Here is a 25,923-nt window from a genome sequence, read left to right on the forward strand (position 1 = left end):
CCGCCGCGAACCGGGGAGCAGGCCCGCGGCGCCCGTCCCGGTGGGGGACCCACCGGGACGGGAAGAGCCGCGTCAGCCCAGGCGCGAGCGCAGTTCGGACACGAGCGCGTCGACCGCGACCGCCGTCTGCTCCCCGGACTCCATGTCCTTGAGCTGCACGACGCCCTCGGCGAGGTCACGTTCGCCGGCGACGACCGTGAAGCGGGCCCCGCTGCGGTTCGCGTTCTTCATCGCGCCCTTGAGGCCCTTCGCGCCGTACGAGAAGTCGGCGGCGACACCGGCCCTGCGCAGTTCGGTGACCACGCCGAAGAGGATCCGGCGGGCCTCCTCCCCGAGCGGCACCGCGAACACACTGGTGGATGCGGGGAGTTCGAGCTCCACGCCCTCCGCCTCCAGCGCCAGCACCGTACGGTCGACGCCCAGCGCCCAGCCGACGGACGGCAGCGCGGGGCCGCCGATCATCTCGGACAGTCCGTCGTAGCGGCCTCCGCCGCCGACCGCGGACTGCGAGCCGAGACCGTCGTGCACGAACTCGAAGGTCGTGCGCGTGTAGTAGTCCAGGCCGCGCACGAGCTTCGGGTCGTCCTCGAAGGAGACGCCCGCGGCCGTGATCAGGTCGCGCACCTCCTCGTGGTACGCCTTGCAGCCGTCACAGAGGTAGTCGCGCAGCAACGGCGCCCCGCCCAGTTGCTTCTGGACGTCCTCGCGCTTGTCGTCGAGCACGCGCAGCGGGTTGATCTCCGCGCGGCGCAGCGTCTCCTCGTCGAGGTCCAGTCCGCGCAGGAAGTCCTGGAGCGCGGCCCGGTAGACGGGACGGCACTCCTTGTCGCCCAGGCTGTTCAGCAGGATGCGGAAGTTGCGCAGGCCCAGCGAGCGGTACGCCTGGTCCGCCAGGATGATCAGCTCGGCGTCGAGCGCCGGGTCCTCGGCTCCGATCGCCTCGGCACCCACCTGGGAGAAGTGGCGGTACCGCCCCTTCTGGGGGCGCTCGTAGCGGTAGTACGAGCCCGAGTACCAGAGCTTGACGGGGAGGTTGCCCGCCTTGTGCAGGTTGGCCTCGAGCGCCGCGCGCAGCACGGAGGCGGTGCCCTCGGGGCGCAGGGCCAGCCTGTCGCCGCCCTTGGTCTCGAAGGCGTACATCTCCTTGGTCACGATGTCGGTGGACTCACCGACACCGCGGGCGAACAGTTCGACGTTCTCGAAGCCGGGCGTCTCGATGTAGCCGTAGCCGGAGTTGCGCAGCGGGGCCGCGATGGCCTCGCGGACCGCGAGGTACTTGGCGCTGTCCGGCGGAATGAGGTCGTACGTGCCCTTGGGGGCCCTGAAGGTGCTCACGGAAGTCTTGTCACATTCCTCGTCGAGGAGCGGCGGTCGGGTCCGCTCCCAGGCCGGCGGCCACCTGCCGCAGATACGGGTTGGTGGCGCGTTCCTGGCCGATGGTCGTCTGGGGGCCGTGGCCGGACAGCACCACGGTCGAGTCGTCGAGCGGCAGGCACACACGGCCCAGCGAGTCGAGCATCTCGTCCATGTCGCCGCCCGGCAGGTCGGTGCGTCCGATGGAGCCGGCGAAGAGCAGATCCCCGGAGAAGAAGACGGACGGGATGTCCGCGCTCTCGGGCATCCGGAACGTCACCGACCCCTTCGTATGGCCCGGGGCGTGCGCGACGGAGAGGTCGAGGCCCGCCAGCTTCAGCTCGGCGCCGTCGGTCAGCGTCCGCACGTCGTCGGGCTCCCCCACGGTCAGCTCGCCCATCAGCGGCATCCCGATGGACCGGCCGAGCGCCTTCTCGGGGTCGCTCATCATGTACCGGTCCGCGGGGTGGATCCAGGCGGGCACGTCGTGCGCTCCGCACACCGGGACGACCGAGGCGACGTGGTCGATGTGGCCGTGGGTGAGGATGACCGCGACGGGCTTGAGCCGATGCTTCTCGAGCGCGTCCTCGACTCCCTGGGCGGCCTGATGGCCCGGGTCGATGATCACGCACTCCTCACCCGCGGCGGGGGCGACCAGGTAACAGTTGGTCCCCCAGGCCCCGGCGGGGAACCCGGCAATGAGCACGATCGTCCTTCGTGGTGGCGTACGCGCGAGTGTCGTACGGGCGGGTGGCTGTGGATCAGAGCCTACCGGCGCTGCCGATTCCTCAGCTAACCCATATACGGTACGGGGCACACGCAGGCGGTCGGCTCAGGCGACGCACGCGTCCCACTCGACGTACGAGACGCACGAGGAGAACTCCGGTGGTCAGCCAGGAACAGCGGCGGCGTCAGCTCGCCCGGGAGAAGTTCTTGCGACAGCAGCAGCGCCGCACATCCGCTCGACGAAGGACCCGAACGCGCAACGCGGTGATCGCGGCGGTCGTCGGCGTGGTCGTCGCGGGCGGTGCGACGGCATACGCGACCGGGGCCTTCGAGAGCGACGGCAAGAAGGCGAACGCGGGCGCCGGGGCGACGCCCAGCGCGACGCCGACGAGCAAGGCGCCCGATCCGTGCGAGAAGCCCGCCGCGGGCAAGGTGAAGCCGCTCACGTGGAAGAAGGAGCCGGCGCTCACCATCGACAAGTCCGCCGCCTACACGATGAAGCTGGCGACGACCTGCGGCGACATCGACATGTCCCTCAAGGCGTCCGCCGCCCCGCACACGGTGAACTCGTTCGCCTTCCTCGCCGGCAAGGGTTACTTCGACCACACCAAGTGCCACCGGCTCACCCCCGAGGGCATCTACGTGCTGCAGTGCGGTGACCCGCAGGGCACCGGCGCCGGCGGTCCGGGCTACACCATCCCGGACGAGAACCTGAAGGACAAGGCCCTCAAGGGCAACGTGTACCCCGCGGGCACCGTCGCGATGGCCAACCAGTACAACTCCCAGACGCAGCAGGGACGCAACACGGGCGGCAGCCAGTTCTTCCTCGTCTACCGGAACAGCCCGCTCCCGCCCGACTACACACCGTTCGGGACGATTTCCGAGGCGGGGATGAAGGTCCTGAAGAAGATCGCCGCCGCCGGCGCGCAGGCTCCCGATCCCCAGACCCAGAACACCGCGCCGAACGCGACCGTGGTGATCGACAAGGCGACGGTCACGAAGTCCTGACCGTCAACCGGGGAACTTCGGTCGCGCGGGATGCGGACAGGCAACCCGCTGGTCGCCTATGTTGGCCGTGACGAAACTGTGGACGATGCCAGGGGGCTCCGAAGCCCCACACAGGCATCATGTGGAGGAGGCGCTGTGAGCAGCGACCCGTGGGGCCGCGTCGACGAGACGGGGACCGTGTACGTGCGTACGGCCGACGGCGAGCAGGTCGTCGGCTCCTGGCAGGCCGGCACGCCCGATGAGGCGCTGGCCTACTTCGAGCGCAAGTACGAAGGCCTGGTTGTCGAGATCGGCCTCCTCGAGAAGCGGGTGAAGACCACCGACCTGTCGGCGAAGGACGCCCAGACCGCCATCGATCACATCCGTGAGCAGGTGGACGCCCACCACGCGGTCGGCGATCTGGACGCGCTGAAGGTACGGCTGGACAAGCTCGTGGAGACCGTCGACGCGCGCCGCGAGGAACGCAAGGTCCAGCGGGCCAAGCAGTCCGACGAGGCGCGGCACGCCAAGGAGGCGCTGGTCGTCGAGGCCGAGGAGCTGGCGCAGAGCGACCAGTGGCGGGCGGCCGGTGAGCGGCTGCGCGCGCTGGTGGACACGTGGAAGGGGCTGCCGCGACTCGACCGCAAGTCGGACGACGAGCTGTGGCACCGCTTCTCGCACGCCCGCTCGGCGTTCTCCAAGCGGCGCAAGGCGCACTTCGCCTCGCTGGACGCGCAGCGCGAGGAGGCCCGCAAGGCCAAGGAGAAGCTGGTCGCCGAGGCCGAGGCGCTGTCCGGCTCGACGGACTGGGGTCCGACGGCGGCCCGTTACCGCGAGCTGATGGCGGACTGGAAGGCCGCGGGCCGCGCCCAGCGCGAGCACGAGGACGACCTGTGGAACCGCTTCCGCGGCGCCCAGGACGTGTTCTTCGCCGCGCGCAGCGGGGTCTTCGCCGAGCGTGACGCGGAGCAGACGGAGAACCTGAAGCTCAAGGAGGAGCTGGCCGAGGAGGCCGAGAAGCTCGTCCCGGTGACGGATCTGAAGGCGGCCCGCGCGGCCTTCCGGTCCATCAACGAGCGCTGGGAGGCCATCGGCCACGTGCCGCGCGACGCCCGCCCGAAGGTCGAGGGCCGGATGCACGCGGTGGAGCGGGCCCTCCAGGAGTCGGAGGAGACCGAGTGGCGCCGGACGAACCCGGAGGCACGCGCGCGTGCCGAGGGGCTGACCGGTCAGCTGCAGGCCGCCGTGGACAAGCTCCAGGGCCAGATCGAGGCGGCGCGCTCCGCGGGCAACACCGCGAAGGCCGACAAGCTCCAGAAGGAGCTCGACGGCCGTCAGGCGCTCCTCGACCAGGCGCTGAAGGGTCTTCAGGAGTTCGGCGGCTGATTCGGCCGCGCACGCGCGAAGGGGCTCCCGTACGCACCGTACGGGAGCCCCTTCGTGTGCCGCCGCCGGCCCGCCCGGTACGCGGCCGGGCGGGACCGGACGGGCGTCAGGCCTCCGAGGGCCTGCGGGCCGACGTCACGCGGTACACGTCGTAGACGCCCTCGACGCCCCGTACGGCCTTCAGGACGTGTCCCAGGTGCTTGGGGTCGCCCATCTCGAAGGTGAACCGGGAGGTGGCGACACGGTCGCGCGAGGTCTGGACGGCCGCGGACAGGATGTTGACGTGCTGGTCGGACAGCACGCGGGTGACGTCCGACAGGAGCCTGGACCGGTCCAGGGCCTCGACCTGTATGGCGACCAGGAAGACCGAGGACTGGGTCGGCGCCCATTCGACCTCGAGGATGCGCTCGGGCTCGCGCGAGAGCGAGTCGACGTTGACGCAGTCGCTGCGGTGGACCGACACTCCGCTGCCACGGGTGACGAAGCCGATGATCGGGTCGCCCGGCACCGGTGTGCAGCAGCGGGCGAGCTTGACCCAGACGTCGTCGACGCCCTTGACGACCACCCCGGGGTCGTTGTTGCTGCGCCGCTTGCGGCTGCGGCCCCGCGCCGGCGGTACGGACTCGTCGATCTCCTCGGTGGCCGCCTCCTCGCCGCCGAGCGCCTGGACGAGCTTGTGGACGACGCTCTGGGCGGTGACGTGGCCCTCGCCGATCGCCGCGTACAGGGACGAGATGTCGGGATAGCGCATCTCGTGCGCGAGGGTGACCAGGGAGTCGCCGGTGAGGATGCGCTGGATCGGCAGGTTCTGCTTGCGCATCGCGCGGGCGATGGCGTCCTTGCCGTGCTCGATCGCCTCGTCGCGGCGTTCCTTGGAGAACCAGGCGCGGATCTTGTTGCGGGCGCGCGGCGACTTCACGAAGCCGAGCCAGTCGCGGGAGGGGCCCGCGCCGGCCGCCTTGGAGGTGAAGACCTCGACCAGGTCGCCGTTGTCCAGGGTGGACTCGAGCGGCACCAGGCGTCCGTTGACCCGTGCTCCTATCGTCCGGTGGCCGACCTCCGTGTGGACCGCGTACGCGAAGTCCACCGGCGTCGCCCCGGCCGGAAGCGCTATCACGTCGCCCTTGGGCGTGAAGACGAAGACCTCGTTGCGCGAGAGGTCGAAGCGCAGGGACTCCAGGAACTCGCTGGGGTCCTCGGTCTCCTTCTGCCAGTCGAGCAGCTGGCGCAGCCACGCCATGTCGTTGACGGTGTCCTGGCCCGCGCTGCCCTTGGCCGCCCGGGGCACGTCGGTGCGGATCTTGGAGGAGCCCGCGACGGTCTCCTGCTTGTACTTCCAGTGCGCGGCGATGCCGTACTCGGCGCGGCGGTGCATGTCGAACGTACGGATCTGGAGTTCGACGGGCTTGCCGTTGGGGCCGATGACCGTCGTGTGCAGCGACTGGTACATGTTGAACTTCGGCATCGCGATGTAGTCCTTGAACCGGCCGGGGACCGGGTTCCATCGCGCGTGCACGGTGCCGAGCGCCGCGTAGCAGTCGCGGACGGTGTCCACGAGGACGCGGATGCCCACCAGGTCGTAGATCTCCGCGAAGTCACGGCCGCGGACGATCATCTTCTGGTAGACGCTGTAGTAGTGCTTCGGGCGGCCGGTGACGGTCGCCTTGATCCGGGCCGCGCGCAGGTCGGACTGGACCTCGTCGGTCACTATGGCGAGGTACTCGTCGCGCTTGGGGGCGCGTTCGGCGACCAGGCGCACGATCTCGTCGTACATCTTGGGGTAGAGGATCGCGAAGGCGAGGTCCTCCAGCTCCCACTTGATGGTGTTCATGCCCAGGCGGTGGGCGAGCGGCGCGTAGATCTCCAGGGTCTCGCGCGCCTTCTTCTCCTGCTTCTCGCGCTTGAGGTAGCGCATGGTGCGCATGTTGTGCAGGCGGTCGGCGAGCTTGATGACCAGGACACGGGGGTCCTTGGCCATCGCGACGACCATCTTGCGCACGGTCTCGGCCTGGGCGGCCTCGCCGAACTTGACCTTGTCCAGCTTGGTGACGCCGTCGACGAGGAGGCCGACGGCGTCACCGAAGTCGCGGCGGAGCTGGTCCAGGCCGTACTCGGTGTCCTCGACCGTGTCGTGCAGGAGGCCGGCCATGAGCGTCGCCGGGTCCATGCCGAGCTCGGCGAGGATGGTGGTGACGGCGAGCGGGTGCGTGATGTACGGGTCGCCGCTCTTGCGCTTCTGGCCCCGGTGCCAGCGCTCGGCGACCTGGTAGGCCTTCTCGATCTGCCGGAGCGTCGACGTCTCGATCTTGGGGTCGTTGCTGCGCACTATCCGCAGCAACGGCTCCAGAACCGGGTTGTAGGGGTTCGAACGCTGGACGCCGAGGCGGGCCAGACGGGCCCGGACGCGGTTGGAGGAACCGCCGGAGCGCGTGGGCTGGGGTGCCGCCGGACGGGCCGCCGGGGTGCTCGCGGGGCGCTCGGGAGGGGCGGGCTTGGGACGTGCCCCTCCGGCGGCCGCGCCGTCGGGCGCGGACTGGGCGTGCTCGACCGGCCCGCTCGCTGCCTTCCGTGCGGGCTTCTCCGCGGCGCCCGAGGCGGGCTCGGGCTGGGCGGAGGCGGTTCGCCCCAGGCGTTCCGCGCTGGGGGCGAGTGGCTGGGCCTCGTCTGGCAAGAGGGCTCCTCGTGCGCGATCCGGGTCCCCCGGTCAGGCTCCGGAAACCCCATGGTAGCGATCCTCCGCGCCGGGCTCGCTGCCGGCCGCCGACGGCGGCCTCGTACAAGGGAACGCCAGAGGCGGGCGCCGGATTCCTCCGGGCCCGCCTCCACGGTGTCCTACGGGTGCCTCAGGCCTTTCGGGGGCCTTTCCGGGAACGGACTCCCGGGTGGCGTGCGCGCGGTCCTCAGACCGTCAGGAGCGCTTCCAGGGGAGCCCCGGCCAGGGCCGGCTCCAGACGGCCGCGGCCGCCCAGGAAGCCGAGCTCCATCAGCACGGCGACGCCCGCGACCTCGGCACCCGCCCTGCGGATGAGCTGGAGCGACGCCTCCGCGGTGCCGCCGGTGGCGAGGACGTCGTCGACGACCAGTACGCGGTCGGCCGCGCCCAGGTCCTCGGCGTGCACCTCGATCTCGGCGGAGCCGTACTCCAGGTCGTACGCCTGCGACAGGGTCGCTCCGGGGAGCTTGCCCGCCTTGCGCACGGGGATGAAACCGATCCCGGCGTGGACGGCGACCGGGGCCCCGAGGATGAAGCCGCGGGCCTCCAGACCGACGATCTTGGTGGCGCCGTTGCGCACGGCGATCTCCGCCAGGGCGCCGGTGAGCGCGCCGAACGCGGCCGGGTCGGCCAGGAGCGGGGTGATGTCCTTGAACATCACGCCCGGCTCCGGGTAGTCGGCCACGTCACGGATGCGGCTGGTCAGCAGCTCTTCGATGCCGGTCATCGGCGCTTCCCCGAGGGACGGCCGCGGCCGCGGGAGCGGGACGCGGGCTGGCTGCGGGGACCGACGACCGCCGGGGCGGCGTCGTCCAGGTCGTCCTCGTACGAGGAGTCGGTGGCCCCCGGCTCCAGGGACTCGCCCGTGGCGGCCGCCTGGGCCCGCTTGGCGAGGACCCGCTTGCGCAGGGCCTTCATCTCCGGCTCGCGCTCCTTGAGGTCGGCGACGAGCGGCGTGGCGATGAAGATCGAGGAGTACGCACCGGCCGCGAGACCGACGAACAGCGACAGCGAGATGTCGTTGAGCATGCCGGCGCCGAGGACGCCGCCGCCGATGAACAGCAGGCCGGCGACCGGCAGCAGCGCGACCACCGTGGTGTTGATGGAACGCACCAGGGTGCTGTTGATCGAGCGGTCGGCGACGTCGCTGTAGGTCCAGCGGGTCTGCTTGGTGATCCCCTTCGTCTGCTCCTTGAGGCTGTCGAAGACGACGACCGTGTCGTAGAGCGAGTAACCGAGGATCGTGAGCAGACCGATCACCGTGCCCGGGGTGACCTCGAAGCCGACCAGGGCGTAGATGCCGACCGTGATGGTGATGTCGTGGATCAGCGCGACCAGGGCCGCGATGGCCATGCGCCACTCGAAGGCGATCGCCAGGTAGATCACGACCAGGACCATGAAGATCGCCAGGCCCTCCCAGGCCTTGTTGGCGATCTGGTCACCCCAGCTGGGGCCGACCAGGTCGGCGTTGATCTTCTCGGAGTCGACCTTCAGGTCGGTGGCGAGCTTCGTCTTGATCGCGTCCGACTTGTCGGTGTCGATGCCGGCGATCTGGATGCGCAGTCCGCCGTTGCCGAGCTTCTGGACGACGGCGTCGTGGCCGGAGGCCTCTTCCGCGAACGTCTCCGCCTGGCTCACCGAGATGCTGGTCTTGTCGGTGGTGAAGACGGCGCCGCCCTGGAACTCGATGCCCATGTTCAGGCCCCGCACCGTCAGGCCGAGGATGGCCGTGATGGTGATCAGGATCGAGATGCCGTACCAGATCTTGCGCTTGCCGACGAAGTCGTAGCCGATCTCGCCGCGGTGGAGCCGGGCGCCGAGGGTGCCGAGTTTCGACATCTCACGCCTCCTTCGTGTCGACGGGGGCGGACGCGCGACGGGTGCGGCGCAGCGGCGGCTTGGCGCCCAGTCGCTTCGGGTCGAGGCCGGACCAGCTGTGGCCCTCCGCGAAGAACTTCCTGCGGGCCATGATGGTCATCAGCGGCTTGGTGAAGAAGAACACGACGACGACGTCGAGCACCGTGGTCAGACCGAGGGTGAACGCGAAGCCCTGCACCTTGCCGACGGTGACGATGAAGAGCACCGCCGCGGCGAGGAACGACACGAAGTCGGAGACCAGGATGGTGCGCCGGGCACGCGGCCAGGCACGCTCGACGGCCGGGCGCAGGGAGCGGCCCTCACGGATCTCGTCCCGGATGCGTTCGAAGAAGACGATGAACGAGTCCGCCGTGATACCGATCGCGACGATCGCGCCGCAGACGGCCGGGAGGTTCAGCGCGAAGCCGATGGCCGGGCCGAGCAGCGCCATGAGCACGTAGGTGAGGATCGCCGAGACGCCCAGGGAGGCGATGGCGATGACCGACAGGCCCCGGTAGTAGATCACCAGGTAGAGGACGACCAGGGCGAGGCCGATGGCGCCCGCGATCAGACCGGCGTGCAGCTGCTCGCCACCGAGCGCGGCGGTCACCGTGGTGACGCTCGACTCGTGGAAGGTGAGCGGCAGGGCGCCGTACTTCAGCATGTTGGCCAGGTCCTGGGCCTCGGTCTGGGTGAAGCTGCCGGAGATCTCCGCGCTGCCGCTCAGCGACTGGGCCACGGAGGGGTCGGAGACGACCTGACCGTCGAGGACGATGGCGAACTGGTTCTGCGGCGGCTGGTTCTGGGCCAGCTTGCCGGTGATGGCGGCGAACTTCTTGGAGCCACCGGACGTGAAGTCCATGGTGACCTTCCAGCCCGCGGCGCTCTGCGTGTCGAAGACCGCGCCGGCCTTCTTGATGTCCGTACCGGCGACCTCGGCCGGGCCGAGGATGTACTTCTGCCACTGGCCGGCGGAGTTCTTGTCCTGGCCGCAGGCCACGGTCGGCTCGGTCGGCTTGACGCCGGTGCCGGCCTTGGCGCGGACCGCCTTGTCGGTGCAGTCGATCGTGGCGTACTCGGCCTGCAGCTTGGCGGTCGCCGGGTCCGTGCTCGCGCTCGCGGACGGCGAGGCGCTGGAGGAGGCCGAGGCGCTCGGGCTGCTGCTCGCGGACGGCGAGGAGCCCGCCTTCAGGGCGTCGGTGACCGCGCGGCCCTGGGTGGTGGCGGAGGCCGACGGCTTGGCGGAGGACGAAGCGGACGGGGACGCCTTGTCACCGGTCTTGGCGGAGGAGCTGCTGGAGGCGCTCGGCGACGGGGTGGCCGAAGCCTTGGCGCCGGAGACGTCGGTGGCCAGCACGGGACGGAAGTACAGCTTGGCGGTGGTGCCGACCTGCTCGCGGGCCTGCTTGGAGTTCGTGCCCCGGGGGATGTTGACAATGATGTTGTCGGATCCCTGGGTCTGAACCTCGGCCTCGGAGACACCGAGACCGTTGACACGGCGGTTCATGATGTCGACCGCGGTGTCCATGTTGGTCTTGTTGATCGCGTTGGGCTGGCCCGGCTCGTTCTGCGCCGTGAGCGTGATGCTCGTGCCGCCGGCGAGATCGATGCCGAGGCGCGGAGTCGTGTTGCCGGAGGCGAACATCCCCCCGGTGAGCGCCGCGATGGCGATCAGGATCAGGGCCAGCGAGCGCCCCGGCCTGCTCTGGGCGCTCGCGTTCCGGCCCTTCTTCGGTGCTGCCACCTTCTCGTACTCCCTCTCGGGCCGCCCTGCGCCGGGTGAGCGCCTGGACGGCCATGCCATGGTGTCGGGACTCCGTGCGAGAACAGCACGTCCCGGGAGGCGCGCGGCGCGATCGGACCGCGCCGCGCTCCCGGGTCGTGACTACTTCGCGTCGGCCCCGCCGTCGGTCTTCTTCGGCTCCGCCCCGTCGGCGTCGGCCTCGTCGGCCTTCGCCTCGACGGCCTCGTCGGCCGGCTTGTCCGCCGCGTCCTTCTTGCCGAGGTCGAGGGGCTTGTCGTCGGAGGCGTCGGAAGAGGCGTCGGCGGCGGGCTCGTCGGTCTCGGTGAGGGAGGAGGCGTCGTCCGGCACGACCGAGCCGTCGGTCTTCAGGTCGTGCTCGATGCCGTGGACGATGCGGTTGTACTCGTCGTCCGTGAGGACGGCGCCGATCGCGTTCTTCGCGAAGAGCAGGTCGACACCGGGCGCGGCGTCGAGGAGGACCGTGTCCTCGTTGACCTCCTTGACGGTGGCGTACATACCGCCGATCGTGCGCACGCCGGAGCCGGGCTGCATCTCGTTGCGCATGGAAGCCGCCTGCTGCTGCTTCTTCTTGGCCGACCGGGTCATCAGGAACATGGCCCCGATGAGCACGATGAACGGGAGGAGGGTCACTGGACTCACGGGTCGGGACTTCCTTCTTCGACCGCGCATCGAGGTGAGCGGCCTGCTGGATGGGGGTATGTATGCCGTCGACATGGGCGGCATCGGCGGAGTCTAAGCGAGTCCGCACTCAGGGAACAACGCTCAGCATGGCACCGGGGTTCCTGCCCCGGTGCGTACGCACGCCGTCACGCCCCGAACAGGTCCTCTTGTCCGTTTCCGCCGGCTGCCCGGCGTGGCGGGGTGAGGCCGAGATGTGCCCATGCCGCGGGTGTCGCCACCCGGCCACGGGGAGTGCGGGCGAGGAGCCCCTCCCGTACGAGGAAGGGTTCGGCGACCTCTTCCACCGTCTCACGCTCCTCCCCCACAGCGACAGCAAGTGTGGACAATCCGACAGGACCGCCGCCGAAAAGCTTGAGCAGGGCTTCGAGGACTCCGCGGTCGAGCCGGTCCAGACCGCGCGCGTCGACCTCGTAGACCTTCAGCGCCGCCGCGGCGATCTCCCGGGTGATGATCCCGTCCGCTCTGACCTGGGCGTAGTCGCGCACGCGGCGCAGCAGGCGGTTGGCGATGCGGGGCGTGCCCCGGGAGCGGCCGGCGATCTCCGCCGCGCCCTCGGCGTCGATCTCGACGTCCAGGAGGCCGGCGGAGCGGTTGATGACGCGCTCCAGCTCGGCGGGCTCGTAGAACTCCATGTGCGCGGTGAACCCGAAGCGGTCGCGCAGCGGCGGGGGCAGCAGTCCCGCGCGCGTGGTGGCGCCCACCAGCGTGAACGGGGGCAGCTCCAGCGGGATGGCGGTGGCGCCGGGGCCCTTGCCGACGATGACGTCGACGCGGAAGTCCTCCATCGCCATGTACAGCATCTCCTCGGCGGGCCGGGACATGCGGTGGATCTCGTCGAGGAAGAGGACCTCTCCTTCCTGGAGGGAGGAGAGGATCGCGGCGAGATCCCCGGCGTGCTGGATGGCGGGACCGCTGGTGATGCGGATGGGAGCGCCCATCTCGGCCGCGATGATCATGGAGAGGGTGGTCTTGCCGAGGCCGGGGGCACCGGAGAGCAGCACGTGGTCGGCGGTGGCTCCCCGCGCGCGTGCGGCGCGCAGCACCAGGTCGAGCTGCTCGCGGACCTTCTCCTGGCCGATGAACTCGTCCAGGTCCTTGGGGCGCAGCGCGGCCTCGACGGCCTGGTCCTCGCCGTCGGCGACCGATCCCACCAACCGTTCCGCGGCGGGGCCGACGAGCCGCTCGTCGGCGGCTTCGTCTGTCGTGTCGTCCCAGTTCATCGGTGGTGCCTCGCGGTCTCGTGGTGGTGGGGCGGTCGGCGGTCCGGCGGGCGCGGCCCGCGCCGGGGCGCGGGCCCGGCCCGGGGGCCGGGGCCGTTCAGCGGGCGCGGTTCAGGGTCTGCAGGGCCGCTCTGAGGAGCTGGCCGACCTGCGGGGTTCCCCCGGCGGCCTCGGCCTGCGGGGCGACGGCGGCGACCGCCTCGTCGGCCTCGCGGGTCGCGTAACCGAGGCCGACGAGCGCGGCGTGCAGCTGGTCGCGCCAGCCGGCGGTGACCGCCGTGCCGATGGCCGGACCACCGGGGCCGAGGGGCTCGCCGAGCCGGTCCTTGAGCTCCAGCAGCAGCTTCTGGGCACCCTTCTTGCCGATGCCGGGGACGGCGACGAGCGCCTTCTCGTCACCGGTGGACACGGCGCGGCGCAGGGCGTCGGGGGTGTGGACGGCGAGCATCGCCTGGGCGAGGCGCGGACCGACTCCGCTCGCGGTCTGGAGCAGCTCGAAGACCTGGCGCTCGTCGTCGTCGGCGAAGCCGTAGAGGGTGAGCGAGTCCTCGCGTACGACGAGGGAGGTGGAGAGTTTCGCGTGCTGTCCCGTGCGGAGCCCGGAGAGCGTGCCGGGCGTGCACTGGACGGCGATGCCGATGCCGCCGACCTCGACCACCGCGGAGTCCGGGGCGAGGGCGGCGACCGGGCCGCTGACGAAGGCGATCATGCGGTACGGCCTTTCGGTGCTGGGTTCGAGGCGTGCGCGGCCGCGGCCCGCTGGAGTCTGTTCTGCGCGACGGCCCGGGCGGGCCCGGTCCGCGCGGCGGCCTGCTGGAGCCGGTTCTGGGCGGGAGCACGCCAGATGTGGCAGATGGCGAGCGCCAGGGCGTCCGCCGCGTCGGCGGGCTTGGGCGGCGCGGCGAGCCGGAGCAGACGGGTGACCATCGCGCCGACCTGGGCCTTGTCCGCACGTCCGCTGCCGGTGACGGCGGCCTTGACCTCGCTCGGGGTGTGCAGTGCGACGGGGATGCCCCGCCGGGCCGCGCAGAGCATGGCGACGGCGCTGGCCTGGGCGGTGCCCATCACGGTCCGTACGTTGTGCTGGCTGAACACCCGCTCCACGGCGACGTACTCGGGTTCGTACTCGTCGAGCCACTGCTCGATGCCCTGCTCGACGGCGACCAGGCGCAGGCCCAGTTCGGCGTCCGCCGGGGTGCGTACGACTCCCACGCCGAGCATGGTCAGGGGGCGCCCGGCCACTCCCTCGACCACCCCGACACCGCACCGGGTCAGCCCGGGGTCAACGCCCAGCACCCGCACCGGGCCCTCCTTCGATCTCGCCGCTCGTCACCGGGGTGTTCCCGGTTCGTGCAGGCTATCGGGTGCCACTGACAGAGCGGCGGGCCGACGGGGGTGTCCCGTCGGCCCGCCGCTCCGCACGGACCTCGCTCAGGCGCCGGTCAGGCGTCGACCTTCTCCATGACCTCGTCGCTGACGTCGAAGTTGGCGAAGACGTTCTGCACGTCGTCGCTGTCCTCCAGGGCGTCGATCAGCTTGAAGATCTTCCGGGCGCCCTCCTCGTCGAGCTCGACCTGCATGGTCGGGACGAAGTTGGCGTCGGCGGAGTCGTAGTCGATGCCGGCCTCCTGGAGCGCGGTGCGCACCGCGACCAGGTCGGTGGCCTCGGAGAGGACCTCGAAGCTCTCGCCGAGGTCGTTGACCTCCTCGGCGCCCGCGTCGAGCACGGCACCGAGGACGTCGTCCTCGCTCAGCCCGCCCTTGGGGACGACGATGACGCCCTTGCGGTTGAAGAGGTACGACACGGAGCCCGGGTCGGCCATGTTCCCGCCGTTGCGGGTCATGGCGACGCGGACGTCCGAGGCGGCGCGGTTGCGGTTGTCGGTGAGGCACTCGATGAGCACCGCGACACCGTTCGGGCCGTAACCCTCGTACATGATCGTCTCGTAGTCGGCGCCACCGGCCTCGAGACCGGCGCCGCGCTTGACCGCGGAGTCGATGTTCTTGTTCGGGACCGAGCTCTTCTTCGCCTTCTGGATGGCGTCGAAGAGGGTCGGGTTGCCGGACACGTCGGCACCGCCGGCACGGGCGGCGACCTCGATGTTCTTGATCAGCTTCGCGAAGAGCTTGCCGCGCTTGGCGTCGATCACGGCCTTCTTGTGCTTCGTCGTAGCCCATTTAGAGTGGCCGGACATCTGCCTGTCTCCTTCGCGTAACCCAACCTGTACGGACTCCCCCGGGCTTCAGGAGCCTGGGAGGCCCCACAGATCCTACAAGGACGCCGGTGTCCGGTTCGCGCGCACCATGTCGACGAACAGACCGTGCACGCGGTGATCGCCCGTCAGTTCCGGGTGGAACGACGTGGCGAGCGCGTTTCCCTGGCGGACCGCGACGATGTGACCGCCGTGCTCGGCGAGCACCTCGGCCTCGGCACCCACGGACTCCACCCAGGGGGCGCGGATGAAGACGCCCTCTACAGGATCGCCCTCGACACCCTTGACGTCGACCGCCGCCTCGAAGGACTCGTTCTGCCGTCCGAAGGCGTTGCGGCGCACGATCATGTCGATGCCGCCGACGGTCTCCTGGCCCGAGCGCGGGTCGAGGATCTTGTCGGCGAGCATGATCATGCCCGCGCAGGTGCCGTAGACGGGCAGGCCCTCGCGGACCCGCGCGCGCAGCGGCTCCATCACTCCGAAGAGGACCGCCAGCTTGGAGATGGTGGTGGACTCGCCGCCGGGAATAACCAGACCGTCGATCTCGGCGAGTTCCTCGGGACGCCGCACCGGCCTGGCCACGGCGTCCGCCGCGGCCAGGGCGATGAGGTGTTCCCGCACGTCGCCCTGGAGGGCCAGGACGCCTATGACAGGGGTGCTCATGCGATTACCAGCCGCGGTTCGCGTAGCGCTCGGTCTCGGGGAGGGTGTCGCAGTTGATGCCGACCATGGCCTCGCCGAGGTTGCGGGACGCGTCCGCGATGATCTTCGGGTCGTCGTAGAAGGTGGTGGCCTTCACGATGGCGGCGGCGCGCTTGGCCGGGTCGCCCGACTTGAAGATGCCTGAGCCGACGAAGACGCCCTCGGCGCCGAGCTGGCGCATGAGCGCGGCGTCGGCGGGGGTGGCGACACCACCGGCGGAGAACAGCACGACCGGCAGCTTGCCGAGCTCGGCGACCTCCTTGACGAGCTCGTACGGGGCGCGCAGGTCCTTGGCGGCGGCGTACAGCTCGTTGTTGTCGAAGCCGCGCAGACGGGCGATCTCGTTCTTGATCTGGCGCAGGTGGCGGACGGCCTCGACGACGTTGCCGGTGCCGGCCTCGCCCTTGGAACGGATCATGGCCGCGCCCTCGGCGATGCGGCGCAGGGCCTCGCCCAGGTTGGTGGCGCCGCAGACGAAGGGGGTCGTGAACGCCCACTTGTCGGAGTGGTTGACCTCGTCGGCCGGGGTGAGGACCTCGGACTCGTCGATGTAGTCGACACCGAGGGACTGCAGGACCTGGGCCTCGACGAAGTGGCCGATGCGGGACTTGGCCATCACCGGGATGGAGACCGCCTCGATGATCTCCTCGATCATGTTCGGGTCCGACATCCGGGCGACGCCGCCGTCCTTGCGGATGTCGGCGGGGACCCGCTCCAGGGCCATGACGGCAACGGCTCCGGCGTCCTCGGCGATCTTCGCCTGCTCGGCGTTGACCACGTCCATGATCACGCCGCCCTTGAGCTGCTCGGCCATGCCGCGCTTGACGCGGGCGGTGCCGATCGCGGTGTTCTCGGCGGAGTTGGGGAGGGTGCTGGACACGGGTTGACCTCACTCGGTGAAAGAGGATTTCTGCAGCTCCGAGGAAACGCGAGGCGACCAGTCCACTGCAAGGGCCAATGGGGAGGCGGTGGCTCGTTTTCGTCTCCGTCGGCCCGTGTACATCAGTTCGTCGGCCGGTCCGCCAGGGCCGTCGGGGGCTCGTCGTCCATCTCGAAGGCCATGGGGAACGGGGCGTGGCCCGCGAGGCGGAACCAGCGGACCTTGCGGTGCCGGCGCAGGGCGCGGGCGGCGCGCACGGCGTCGTTGTGGAAGCGCCGCGCCATCGGCACCCGGCGCACGGCCTGGGCCAGCTCGCCGGCCGCCTCCTCGCCGCCGGGCACCTCGCGTACCGCCTCGACCTGCTGGTTCTCCCCGAACACCGCCCGCAGGGCCTGGCTCAGCTCGCTCTCGGCCACCTCGCGCTGCTCCTCCTCGGCCTGCCGGGCCGCGTGTGCCGCTTCGTAGAGCACGATCGAGGCGGCGGGGTCGAGCACCCCGGAGGTGGCCAGCTCCTGCGTCACGGAGGCCCGGCGCAGCAGCTGCGCGTCGAGGGCGGCGCGTGCGGCGTCGATACGGGAGTGCAGCCGGTCGAGACGCCCGGCGGTCCAGCTCAGGTAGAGGCCGATCACGACGAGGCCGACGAGGATCCAGATGAGGGTTGCGGTCACGGGCCGCAAGGCTACCCGTGCGCCTCGCCGGCCCGCCGGGCCCCGCGCGCGGGGTGGGCCGCCCCGGCGGGACCGGCTGCCCGCGGCGCCGCCGACGGACGGCCGGGGGCCGGACCGTCGTGTTCCGGCCTTTCTTCACGCGCCGGGACCACGGGCCTCCCGTCGGGGCGTCCGACGGCCTCCCCGCCCGGGGAGACGGCCCCGGGCCGGACCGGCGTGCGGGCCCTTCCGGCACGACGGGCCGGGCCGTCAGTCCCGGGCCAGGCCGAAGCGGGCGCGCAGGCCCGTGCGTTCGTCCGCGGCCACCGCGGCCGCGCCGTCCGTCACCGTCTCGTACACGGACAGGATGTCCGCGCCGACCGTCGACCAGTCGAAGCGGCGTACGTGCTCGCTCCCCCGCTCGCGCAGCGCGGCCCGGCGCTCCGGGTCGGCGAGCAGGCGCAGCGCGGCGGCGGCCAGGGCGTCCGCGTCCTCGTTGGCGAACAGCTCACCCGCGGAGCCCTGGTCGAGGACCTGGGCGAACGCGTCGAGATCGGCGGCGAGCACGGGCGCTCCGGCGGACATCGCCTCGACCAGGATGATCCCGAAGCTCTCGCCGCCGGTGTTGGGCGCGACGTACAGGTCGACGCTGCGCAGGAGACGGGCCTTGTCCTCGTCGCTGACCATGCCGAGGAACTCGACGCGCGAGCGCATCTCGGCGGGCAGCGACTCCACGGCCTCCTTCTCGTCGCCGCGCCCGGCGACCAGCAGCCGCGTCTGCGGCCGCTCGGCCAGGATCGCGGGCAGGGCCTTCATGAGCACCGGCAGGCCCTTGCGGGGCTCGTCGATGCGGCCGATGAAGCCGATGGTGTCGCCCTGCCACTCGGGCTTGGGCTTGGCGCGGGCGAAGAAGTCGACGTCGACGCCGTTCGGGATGACGACGGCGTCACCGCCGAGGTGCTCGACCAGGGTGCGCCGGGCGTACTCGCTCACGGCGATCCGCGCGCTGATCTTCTCCAGGGCGGCCTGGAGGATGGAGTACGCGGCGACCATCGCCCTGGAGCGCGGGTTCGAGGTGTGGAAGGTCGCGACGATCGGGCCCTGCGCGGCCCAGCAGGTCAGCAGGCCGAGCGACGGCGAGGACGGCTCGTGGATGTGGACCACGTCGAAGGTGCCCTCGTGCAGCCAGCGCCGCACCCGGGCCGCGGACAGGAAGCCGAAGTTCAGCCGGGCCACCGAGCCGTTGTACGGAACCGGGACCGCGCGGCCCGCCGAGACGACGTACGGCGGCAGGGGTGTTTCGTCGTCCGCGGGGGCGAGGACGGAGACCTCGTGCCCCAGGCCGATGAGATGTTCGGCCAGGTCGCGGATGTGGAACTGGACGCCGCCCGGAACGTCCCAGGAGTAGGGGCAGACGATGCCGATCCTCACGAGGCCCTCTTCTCGGGATCCGGCGTGCCGGACCCCTCACGGGGAGCCTTCCCGGCGTCGAGGTCCTTGAGCCACAAACGCTGCAACATGTGCCAGTCCTCCGGGTGGTCGGCGATGCCACTGGCGAAGGCGTCGGCCAGCGCCTGTGTCATGACAGACGTCTTCTCGGCACGGGTACCTGACTCGGGGACCTCGACGGGTGGGTGCACCTGGCCGCGCATCACGGGCGAGTCGTCGTACCAGAGCGTCACGGGCAGGAGGATCGCACCGGTCTGCTGGGCGAGCAGGGCCGGTCCCGCGGGCATCCGGGTCGTCTCGCCGAAGAACTCCACCTCGACGCCCGAGGCGGACAGATCGCGTTCGGCGACCAGGCAGATCAGTCCGCCGTCGCGCAGGCGCCGGGCCAGCGTGCCGAACGCGGCCCCGCCGCTGTGCGGGATGACCTCCATGCCGAGGCCCTCGCGGTAGGCGACGAAACGGTCGTACAGCGACTCGGGCCTGAGGCGCTCCGCGACGGTCGTGAACGGCGTGTCGAGCGCGGTGGTGACCCAGGCGCCCGCGAGGTCCCAGTTCGCCATGTGCGGAAGGGCCAGGATGACGCCCCGGTCGGAGGCGATGCCGTCGGTGAGGCGGTGCACGTCCTTGGGATCGAACCCGTTCGTCACCCGTTCCTCGCTCCACGCGGGAAGCCGGAACGACTCCATCCAGTAGCGCAGGTACGAACGCATGCCGGCCCTGGAGAGCTCCGCGAGCCGCTCGGGCGTCGCGCCCGGCACCACGCGCGCGTAGTTGCTCTCCAGACGCCGGACCCCCTTGCCGCGCCTTCTCCAGGCGATGTCGGCGATCGTGCGGCCGAGGCGCACGGCGACCGGCTCGGGGAGCTTCTTGACGGTGCTCCAGCCCAGGGCGTACGCGCCGTCGACCAGCCTTTCCCTGAGGCTGGTCACGAGGTGGCCTCACTGCTCTGGGCGGCGACCTCGGCGTCCGCCTCGGCGGCCTCCCGGCGGACCGTGACGACCCGCTGGATCAGCGTGACGAGGCTGCCCACGGCGACGATCCACAGCGCGATGGGCAGCAGCACCTGGATGCCGGGCACCCCGAACGTGTGCAGACCCGCCAGACCGGCCGCGACCAGCGAGATCACCAGCCGCTCCGCGCGCTCGACGAGACCGTTGACCGCGACCGGCAGACCGATCGACTCGCCGCGGGCCTTGGTGTACGACACCACCTGGCCGCTGGCCAGGCAGAAGATCGAGACGGCGCACAGGACGTTGTCGTCGCCGTTGCCCGCGTACCAGAGTGCGAAGCCGCCGAAGATCGCGCCGTCGGCGACCCGGTCGAGGGTGGAGTCCAGGAAGGCGCCCCAGCGGCTGGAGCGGCCGAGCTGGCGTGCCATGTTCCCGTCGACCAGGTCGGAGAACACGAAGAGCGTGATGACGATCGTTCCCCAGAAGAACTCGCCCCGGGGGAAGAAGACCAGTGCGCCCGCCACGACTCCGGCCGTGCCCAGGAGAGTGACCGTGTCGGGGCTCACCCCCCGGCGGACGAGAAACGCGGCGAACGGTGTGAGGACACGCGTGAAGAATGCACGCGCGTACTTGTTCAGCATGGCCTTCCCGAGGGTCGGTGTCGCCGGGCGGCCCCTGCTGGCCGTCGGCTGGCCCATCGTAGCCACGCGTGCGCTTGTGCGATGTCCGGGCACCCGCACCCCGTGTCACGGCCCGGTGCCGCCGGTGTCACGGCGCGATCGCGCCGTCCGCCGTCCCTCGTATGGACGCGGGGTGACGCGAGTGCAAAGCTCGAAGACACCGCGGGCGTCACCGGAGCCGCCACCGCTGGGGTGCCCCCGGACGGGATCTGGGGGAGGCCCGGCATCTCCCGCGCCCACAGAGACCTCACCGTGCACGGGAGGCAGGACCATGGGCGACAAGGCGAACGCACACCCCGGAGCCGCCGGCAGGGCTACGGCGGCCGACCACCCCGCGTCCGTACGGAATGTGGTGCTGGTCGGCCACAGCGGATCGGGCAAGACGACATTGGTGGAGGCTCTCGCGCTGACGGCGGGAGCGGTGAACCGGGCGGGCCGCGTGGAGGACGGCGGCACCGTCTCCGACTACGACGAGATCGAGCACCGGCAGCAGCGTTCGGTGCAGCTCTCCCTGGTACCCGTCGACTGGGACGGGTTCAAGATCAACCTTCTCGACACCCCCGGATACGCCGACTTCGTCGGCGAACTGAGGGCCGGTCTGCGAGCGGCGGACGCGGCCCTCTTCGTCGTCTCGGCCTCGGACGGGGTGGACGGCTCGACCCGGATGCTGTGGGAGGAGTGCGCGGCCGTCGGCATGCCGCGGGCCATCGTGATCACCCACCTCGAGTCGGCCCGGTCGGACTTCGAGGAGATGACCGCGACCTGCGCGCAGGCGTTCGGCGGGGACGACCCCGACGCCGTGCTCCCGCTGTACCTGCCGCTGCACGGCGCCGCGGGGCCGGACGGGCACGCGCCCGTGACCGGTCTGATCGGCCTGCTCACCCAGCAGCTGTTCGACTACTCCTCGGGGGAGCGCAAGGAGGCGGACCCGGGGCCCGAGCAGCAGGAGCTCATCGAGACGGCCCGCAACCGGCTGATCGAGGGGATCATCGCCGAGAGCGAGGACGAGACCCTCATGGACCGCTATCTCGGCGGCGAGGAGATCGACCTCAAGACACTCGTGCAGGACCTGGAGCGGGCCGTGGCCCGCGGAAGCTTCTTCCCGGTCCTGGCCGCCGCGCCCGCCGCCGAGGGAGCCCGGCAGGGGCTCGGCACGGTCGAACTCCTCGAACTGGTCACGGGCGGCTTCCCCACCCCGCTGGAGCGCCCGGCGCCCACCGTGACCACCCCGGACGGAGCGCCGCGCGAGGTGAATGCCTGCGACCCGGACGGGCCGCTGGTCGCGGAGGTCGTGAAGACCGCGTCCGACCCGTACGTGGGCCGGGTCTCCCTGGTCCGGGTCTTCTCCGGAACCCTCCGCCCCGACGCGACGGTGCACATCTCCGGGCACGGACTGACCGACCGCGGGCACGAGGACCACGACGTCGACGAGCGGATCGGCGCCCTGTCCGCACCGTTCGGCAAGCAGCAGCGCGCCCTCACCCACTGCATCGCGGGCGACCTCGCCAGCGTGGCGAAACTGAACCGCGCCGAGACCGGGGACACCCTCTCGGCCAAGGACGACCCGCTGCTCATGGAGCCGTGGCAGATGCCCGACCCGCTGCTCCCGCTCGCCATCGAGGCGCACAGCAAGGCGGACGAGGACAAGCTCTCCCAGGGGCTCGGCCGGCTGGTGGCCGAGGACCCCACCATGCGCCTGGAGCAGAACCAGAACACCCATCAGGTCGTCCTGTGGTGCCTGGGCGAGGCGCACGCGGACGTCGCCCTGGAACGGCTGCGCAACCGGTACGGCGTGCAGGTCGACGTGGTCCCGCACAAGGTCTCCCTGCGCGAGACGTTCGCCGGTCCGTCCACCGGGCGCGGACGCCACGTCAAACAGTCCGGCGGGCACGGCCAGTTCGCGATCTGCGAGATCGAGGTGGAACCGCTGCCGAACGGCTCGGGCATCGAGTTCGTGGACAAGGTGGTCGGCGGCGCGGTCCCCCGGCAGTTCATCCCCTCCGTCGAGAAGGGCGTGCGCGCCCAGGCGGCCAAGGGCGTGGTCGCCGGCTACCCGCTCATCGACGTACGGGTCACGCTGAAGGACGGCAAGGCGCACTCGGTGGACTCCTCCGACGCCGCGTTCCAGACGGCGGGCGCGCTCGCGCTGCGCGAGGCGGCCCGCGACGCCGTGATCCACCTCCTGGAACCGGTGGCGGAGGTGAGCGTCCTGGTCGGCGACGACTACGTGGGCCCGGTGATGAGCGACCTGTCGGGACGGCGCGGCCGGGTGGTCGGCACCGAGCAGGCGGCCGGCGGGCGCACCCTCGTCCGCGCCGAGGTGCCGGAGATCGAGATCGGGCGGTACGCCGTCGACCTGCGGTCCGTCTCGCACGGGACGGCGCGCTTCGACCGGCGTTACGCACGGCACGAACCCATGCCGCAGCACATCGCCGAGCGGCTCCGCGAACAGGACCCGGGTACCTGAAGGCCCTGCGCCCCCCGGTCACTTCTTCGGGGGTTTCATCCGTCGGTGGGCGGCTTCGGCCGTCCGCCGACGAATGTCGGCCGCGGCCGATACTCTGAGAACTGATCAAGACGAAGACCTGATCAACAGGTGTGCGGGACACCGAAGTCGGGAAGGCCGCAGGAGCGGGGGCGGCGGCGATGGGGGCGGAAGTGGCATTCGACGGTTTCGATTTCACTCCCGGGGCGCAGGTGCCGCTCACGGGCTCCGCGGGGCAGACGGCGGCGACCTTCGCCCTCGCCTCGGCGGCGTACCGCGACAGTCCCATGGAGGAGATCCTCAAGGCCGACAACGAGTGGCACCAGTCCACGGTGAAGGCCGGCCGGATCAAGCTGTTCGCGCCGAACCTCGGCGAGGCCTTCGCGGGAGCCGTCGCCGCCCGCATGCTGGGCGCGGGCCGCGCTCCGCTCATCCAGTCCTTCGGCACCGAGCCGCAGGTCGTCGTGGAGCACTGTCTCGCGGCGACCAACATCCGCCGGGAGCGCGACAACTGGCTGTCGGCCGTCATGGTGCTCTGCGGGCTGCTGTTCCTGCCCGGACTGCTGGTGTGGCTGATGGTCTTCCAGATCCGTACGCAGATCGCCAAGCGCGCGGACAAGCGGGGTTCCGCGCTCGGCACCACCCTCCTGTTCGCCGTCGGCGCCCTGGCCGTCCTCTTCCTCGTCCGCATGCCGTTCACGGGCTTCTGGGCCTGGTACGCGCGCGCCGCGGTGGTCCTTCCGGTCGTCGGCTGGCTGTGGGCGAAGCAGATCTGCGAGCGCACCGCCAAGGATCTGCGGGAGCGCTGGGACGGCCTGCTGTCGGGCGGGGGCATCGGCGCCAAGATCCCCGAGGCGGTCCCCGGCAGCCCCGGTGAGACGGCGGCGGAGCAGTTGCGCCAGTCGCTCGCCCGGCTCAGCGCGGAGCAGCAGTCCAACTCGGTCTTCTACGCGGGCCCCAAGGGCGTGCTCGGCATGGGCACCCGCTGGGGCAGCTGGCAGCTCGCCGAGGACCTGGTGGCGCAGGACCCGAAGAAGGAGATCCACCCGTTCCGCAGCTGGGACGTCATCCGCAGCATCCACGACCAGTTGCGCATGCTGGAGCGCGGCCCGCTCAACACCGGTGGTTTTCCGGCGCCTTCGATAAAGCACTGGATCGTCACCCCGATCGGCGAGAAGGCGACCGCGGTGTCCCGGCCGGGCGGCACGGACGTGGACGCCTACACGGTCAAGACGCACGCCGTGCAGGACATCTGCAACAAGCAGCAGTTCGGCAGCGGGGACCGGCACTACCTCGGGGTCCAGTGGACGCTCTGGGACGGCCAGCTGATCATCACCATGATGATCACGGTGACCGTGCTGCACCAGACGCTGCGCATCGAGGTGACCGGGCATGCGCTGGGGCCGGTGAACCCGCTGTTCACCACCAAGCCGGAGGCCCCCACCAAGGAGGTCGCCAAGACCGTCAAGTTCTGGGAGACCCGCAAGGTGAGCCTGCCGCTGGTCACCGCGGACGAGGTCGTACGGCTCGCGGCACGGGCACCCCTGACCTGGTATCCGCCGCTGCTGAACTGGATCGGCGGGAGCCTCGGGCTGCCCGAGCCCTTCGGTCTGCGGCACGCCTGGGCCGATCAGCCGTGGCGGCACCGTTTCATGGCGGACGACGCGCTGCGGGCCGCGACGCCCGTGCTGCGCGTGGTGCACTCGGCGGCGATCAAGGTCCTCGAGGAGAACGGCGTCGACACGGAGAAGTTCGGCAACCGCTCGGCCTTCCTCAGCACGGCGGTGCAGGACCCCTCGCCGCGCAAGGCCGACGTGTACGACGCCTAGCCGCACGACGGTCGCGCCCGGGGCGCGACGGCGGCCGGGGCGCCCGGTGGGGCGCCCCGGACCCGGCTACGCGGTGGGCCAGGCCTCCGCCAGCATCTTGCGGGTGTCCGCGAGAAGCTGCGGCAGGACCTTGGTGTGGCCGACGACCGGCATGAAGTTGGTGTCGCCGCCCCAGCGGGGCACGATGTGCTGGTGCAGATGGGCGGCGATGCCGGCGCCCGCGACGGTTCCCTGGTTCATGCCGATGTTGAAGCCGTGGGCACCGGAGGCGGTGCGCAGGGCGGTCATGGCCTGCTTGGTCAGCTCACCGAGTTCGGCGGTCTCCGGCCCGGTGAGGTCCGTGTAGTCGGCGACGTGCCGGTAGGGCACGACCATGAGGTGCCCGCCGTTGTACGGGTAGAGGTTGAGCACCGCGTACACGTGCTCTCCGCGCCTGACGATCAGCCCGTCCTCGTCGGACTTGGCCGGTATCGAGCAGAACGGACAACCGTCGTCGGCCCCCGGGCCGGTGGGCTTGTTCTCGCCCTGGATGTAAGCCATCCGGTGGGGCGTCCAAAGGCGCTGGAACGCGTCCTGCGTTCCCACTCCGATCTGCTGCTCCGGCTCACTCGTCATGTGTTGCAGCATATTGCTTCGCCCGTTCGCGGCGTGTCGGCGGGTACCGGACGAAGGAGCCCCCGGCCAAGCTGTGGCCATGGACGACGACAGCCCGATGACCCGCTGGGAGCACCGCACCGAGGTACCCCTGTCGATCGCGTCACTGCTGTTCCTCGCCGCGTACGCGGTCCACGTCCTGGCGCACCGTCTGCCCGGGGCGGCACGCGACGTCTGCTTCTCGGTGATCATGGCCACCTGGGCGGCGTTCCTCGTCGACTACCTGGTGCGCTGGCGGCTGAGCGGACAGGGCCGGCGGTTCGTCCGGCACCACGTGCTGGACACCGTCGTCCTCATCCTGCCGCTCCTGCGTCCCCTGAGGGTCGTCAAGCTCTACGACGCCGTGCAGCGGCGGCGCGGAGAGCCCCGTCTCCCGCTGTACGCACGGGTGATCTTCTACGCGAGCCTCTCGGTCCTGCTGCTCGGCTTCTCGGGCGCCCTCGCCGTCTACCAGGCCGAGTACCAGGCGCCCCACGCGACGATCGTCACCTTCGGCGACTCGGTGTGGTGGGCCGCCTCCACGCTCGCGACCGTCGGGTACGGCGACGTGACGCCGGTGACGCCGATGGGGCGGACGATCGCGGTCGCCATGATGGCGTGCGGTCTGGGGCTGCTCGGCGCGGTGACGGGCTCGTTCTCCTCCTGGCTGCTGCAGGTGTTCTCGCGCGAGGGCGACGACGTGAGGCCCCCGGGAAGCTGAGCTTCCCGGGGGCCTCGAACCCCGCGTGTGCGGGGAGCATGTCGAC

The 25,923-nt window shown here is 71.0% G+C and carries 23 protein-coding genes; 5 read left to right on the plus strand and 18 right to left on the minus strand.

Translation table 11 applies throughout. From position 1 onward, the window contains the following. Nucleotides 1-72: 72 nt before the first annotated feature. Nucleotides 73-1,335, minus strand: a complete 1,263-nt coding sequence (gene hisS / locus CW362_RS03275) for a histidine--tRNA ligase (protein WP_103547804.1) — start codon at nucleotides 1,333-1,335, stop codon at nucleotides 73-75. A 10-nt stretch (nucleotides 1,336-1,345) separates the two neighbouring features. Further along, nucleotides 1,346-2,059, minus strand: a complete 714-nt coding sequence (locus CW362_RS03280; RefSeq protein ID WP_103547805.1) for an MBL fold metallo-hydrolase — start codon at nucleotides 2,057-2,059, stop codon at nucleotides 1,346-1,348. A gap of 179 nt (nucleotides 2,060-2,238) precedes the next feature. Between CW362_RS03280 and CW362_RS03285 the strand changes: the two genes are divergently transcribed. Both CW362_RS03285 and CW362_RS03290 read left to right on the plus strand, forming a co-directional pair. After that, complete coding sequence (locus CW362_RS03285; protein ID WP_103547806.1) at nucleotides 2,239-3,087, plus strand: peptidylprolyl isomerase; 849 nt, start codon at nucleotides 2,239-2,241, stop codon at nucleotides 3,085-3,087. 135 nt (nucleotides 3,088-3,222) lie between these two features. Next, complete coding sequence (locus CW362_RS03290) at nucleotides 3,223-4,452, plus strand: DUF349 domain-containing protein (protein ID WP_103547807.1); 1,230 nt, start codon at nucleotides 3,223-3,225, stop codon at nucleotides 4,450-4,452. 106 nt (nucleotides 4,453-4,558) lie between these two features. Here the strand turns inward: CW362_RS03290 and CW362_RS03295 are convergent, their stop codons facing one another. From CW362_RS03295 to pgsA, 15 genes are all read right to left on the minus strand, one after another. Continuing rightward, entirely contained in the window at nucleotides 4,559-7,123 is a 2,565-nt protein-coding gene (locus tag CW362_RS03295) for a RelA/SpoT family protein (RefSeq protein ID WP_162683951.1), read from the minus strand. A gap of 229 nt (nucleotides 7,124-7,352) precedes the next feature. Beyond that, nucleotides 7,353-7,892 carry an adenine phosphoribosyltransferase gene (locus tag CW362_RS03300; RefSeq protein ID WP_103547808.1) on the minus strand — a complete coding sequence of 180 codons (540 nt, stop codon included), beginning with the start codon at nucleotides 7,890-7,892 and terminating at the stop codon, nucleotides 7,353-7,355. Beyond that, on the minus strand, nucleotides 7,889-9,004 hold the full coding sequence (secF, locus tag CW362_RS03305) for a protein translocase subunit SecF (protein ID WP_103547809.1): 1,116 nt from the start codon (nucleotides 9,002-9,004) through the stop codon (nucleotides 7,889-7,891). The genes CW362_RS03300 and secF overlap by 4 nt, the downstream gene beginning before the upstream one ends. 1 nt (nucleotide 9,005) lies before the next feature. After that, nucleotides 9,006-10,766, minus strand: a complete 1,761-nt coding sequence (secD, locus tag CW362_RS03310) for a protein translocase subunit SecD (RefSeq protein WP_103547810.1) — start codon at nucleotides 10,764-10,766, stop codon at nucleotides 9,006-9,008. 141 nt (nucleotides 10,767-10,907) lie between these two features. Continuing rightward, nucleotides 10,908-11,426 carry a preprotein translocase subunit YajC gene (gene yajC / locus CW362_RS03315; RefSeq protein WP_103547811.1) on the minus strand — a complete coding sequence of 173 codons (519 nt, stop codon included), beginning with the start codon at nucleotides 11,424-11,426 and terminating at the stop codon, nucleotides 10,908-10,910. Between the two features lie 167 nt (nucleotides 11,427-11,593). Beyond that, the gene (gene ruvB / locus CW362_RS03320; RefSeq protein ID WP_103547812.1) at nucleotides 11,594-12,688 is read right to left on the minus strand and encodes a Holliday junction branch migration DNA helicase RuvB; all 1,095 of its coding nucleotides are present in this window, start codon (nucleotides 12,686-12,688) and stop codon (nucleotides 11,594-11,596) included. Between the two features lie 97 nt (nucleotides 12,689-12,785). After that, a complete protein-coding gene (gene ruvA / locus CW362_RS03325; protein ID WP_103547813.1) occupies nucleotides 12,786-13,397 on the minus strand; it encodes a Holliday junction branch migration protein RuvA in 612 nt (203 codons plus the stop codon). Beyond that, nucleotides 13,394-13,990 (minus strand): crossover junction endodeoxyribonuclease RuvC, encoded by a 597-nt coding sequence (gene ruvC, locus CW362_RS03330; protein WP_103547814.1) that lies wholly within the window; start codon nucleotides 13,988-13,990, stop codon nucleotides 13,394-13,396. Before ruvC ends, ruvA begins: the two co-directional genes overlap by 4 nt. 140 nt (nucleotides 13,991-14,130) lie before the next feature. After that, the gene (locus CW362_RS03335) at nucleotides 14,131-14,883 is read right to left on the minus strand and encodes a YebC/PmpR family DNA-binding transcriptional regulator (protein WP_103547815.1); all 753 of its coding nucleotides are present in this window, start codon (nucleotides 14,881-14,883) and stop codon (nucleotides 14,131-14,133) included. A gap of 75 nt (nucleotides 14,884-14,958) precedes the next feature. Beyond that, nucleotides 14,959-15,564 carry a pyridoxal 5'-phosphate synthase glutaminase subunit PdxT gene (gene pdxT, locus CW362_RS03340; protein WP_103547816.1) on the minus strand — a complete coding sequence of 202 codons (606 nt, stop codon included), beginning with the start codon at nucleotides 15,562-15,564 and terminating at the stop codon, nucleotides 14,959-14,961. Between the two features lie 4 nt (nucleotides 15,565-15,568). Then, nucleotides 15,569-16,483, minus strand: a complete 915-nt coding sequence (gene pdxS / locus CW362_RS03345) for a pyridoxal 5'-phosphate synthase lyase subunit PdxS (RefSeq protein ID WP_103547817.1) — start codon at nucleotides 16,481-16,483, stop codon at nucleotides 15,569-15,571. 122 nt (nucleotides 16,484-16,605) lie between these two features. Next, nucleotides 16,606-17,151: a LemA family protein gene (locus tag CW362_RS03350; protein ID WP_103547818.1), complete on the minus strand. Its 546-nt coding sequence runs from the start codon at nucleotides 17,149-17,151 to the stop codon at nucleotides 16,606-16,608. A 249-nt stretch (nucleotides 17,152-17,400) separates the two neighbouring features. Then, the gene (locus tag CW362_RS03355; RefSeq protein WP_103547819.1) at nucleotides 17,401-18,561 is read right to left on the minus strand and encodes a glycosyltransferase family 4 protein; all 1,161 of its coding nucleotides are present in this window, start codon (nucleotides 18,559-18,561) and stop codon (nucleotides 17,401-17,403) included. Beyond that, the gene (locus CW362_RS03360) at nucleotides 18,558-19,508 is read right to left on the minus strand and encodes a phosphatidylinositol mannoside acyltransferase (RefSeq protein ID WP_103547820.1); all 951 of its coding nucleotides are present in this window, start codon (nucleotides 19,506-19,508) and stop codon (nucleotides 18,558-18,560) included. The genes CW362_RS03355 and CW362_RS03360 overlap by 4 nt, the downstream gene beginning before the upstream one ends. After that, nucleotides 19,505-20,227, minus strand: coding sequence for a phosphatidylinositol phosphate synthase (pgsA, locus tag CW362_RS03365; RefSeq protein ID WP_103547821.1), 723 nt, complete (start codon nucleotides 20,225-20,227; stop codon nucleotides 19,505-19,507). The genes CW362_RS03360 and pgsA overlap by 4 nt, the downstream gene beginning before the upstream one ends. Nucleotides 20,228-20,480: 253 nt before the next feature. On the opposite strand from pgsA, the gene CW362_RS03370 reads away from it, so the two are divergent. Both CW362_RS03370 and CW362_RS03375 read left to right on the plus strand, forming a co-directional pair. Further along, nucleotides 20,481-22,676, plus strand: a complete 2,196-nt coding sequence (locus CW362_RS03370) for an elongation factor G-like protein EF-G2 (RefSeq protein ID WP_103547822.1) — start codon at nucleotides 20,481-20,483, stop codon at nucleotides 22,674-22,676. A 179-nt stretch (nucleotides 22,677-22,855) separates the two neighbouring features. Next, complete coding sequence (locus CW362_RS03375; protein WP_103547823.1) at nucleotides 22,856-24,523, plus strand: hypothetical protein; 1,668 nt, start codon at nucleotides 22,856-22,858, stop codon at nucleotides 24,521-24,523. Nucleotides 24,524-24,589: 66 nt separating this feature from the next. On the opposite strand, the gene CW362_RS03380 is transcribed toward CW362_RS03375, so the two are convergent. Further along, a complete protein-coding gene (locus tag CW362_RS03380) occupies nucleotides 24,590-25,150 on the minus strand; it encodes an HIT family protein (protein ID WP_103547824.1) in 561 nt (186 codons plus the stop codon). A gap of 67 nt (nucleotides 25,151-25,217) precedes the next feature. Here CW362_RS03380 and CW362_RS03385 point away from each other — a divergent pair, with 67 nt between their 5' ends. Beyond that, nucleotides 25,218-25,877 (plus strand): potassium channel family protein, encoded by a 660-nt coding sequence (locus CW362_RS03385; RefSeq protein WP_103547825.1) that lies wholly within the window; start codon nucleotides 25,218-25,220, stop codon nucleotides 25,875-25,877. Nucleotides 25,878-25,923 lie beyond the last annotated feature (46 nt).

Origin of the sequence: Streptomyces populi, from assembly GCF_002911015.1 — a bacterium.
GTDB lineage: Bacteria > Actinomycetota > Actinomycetes > Streptomycetales > Streptomycetaceae > Streptomyces > Streptomyces populi.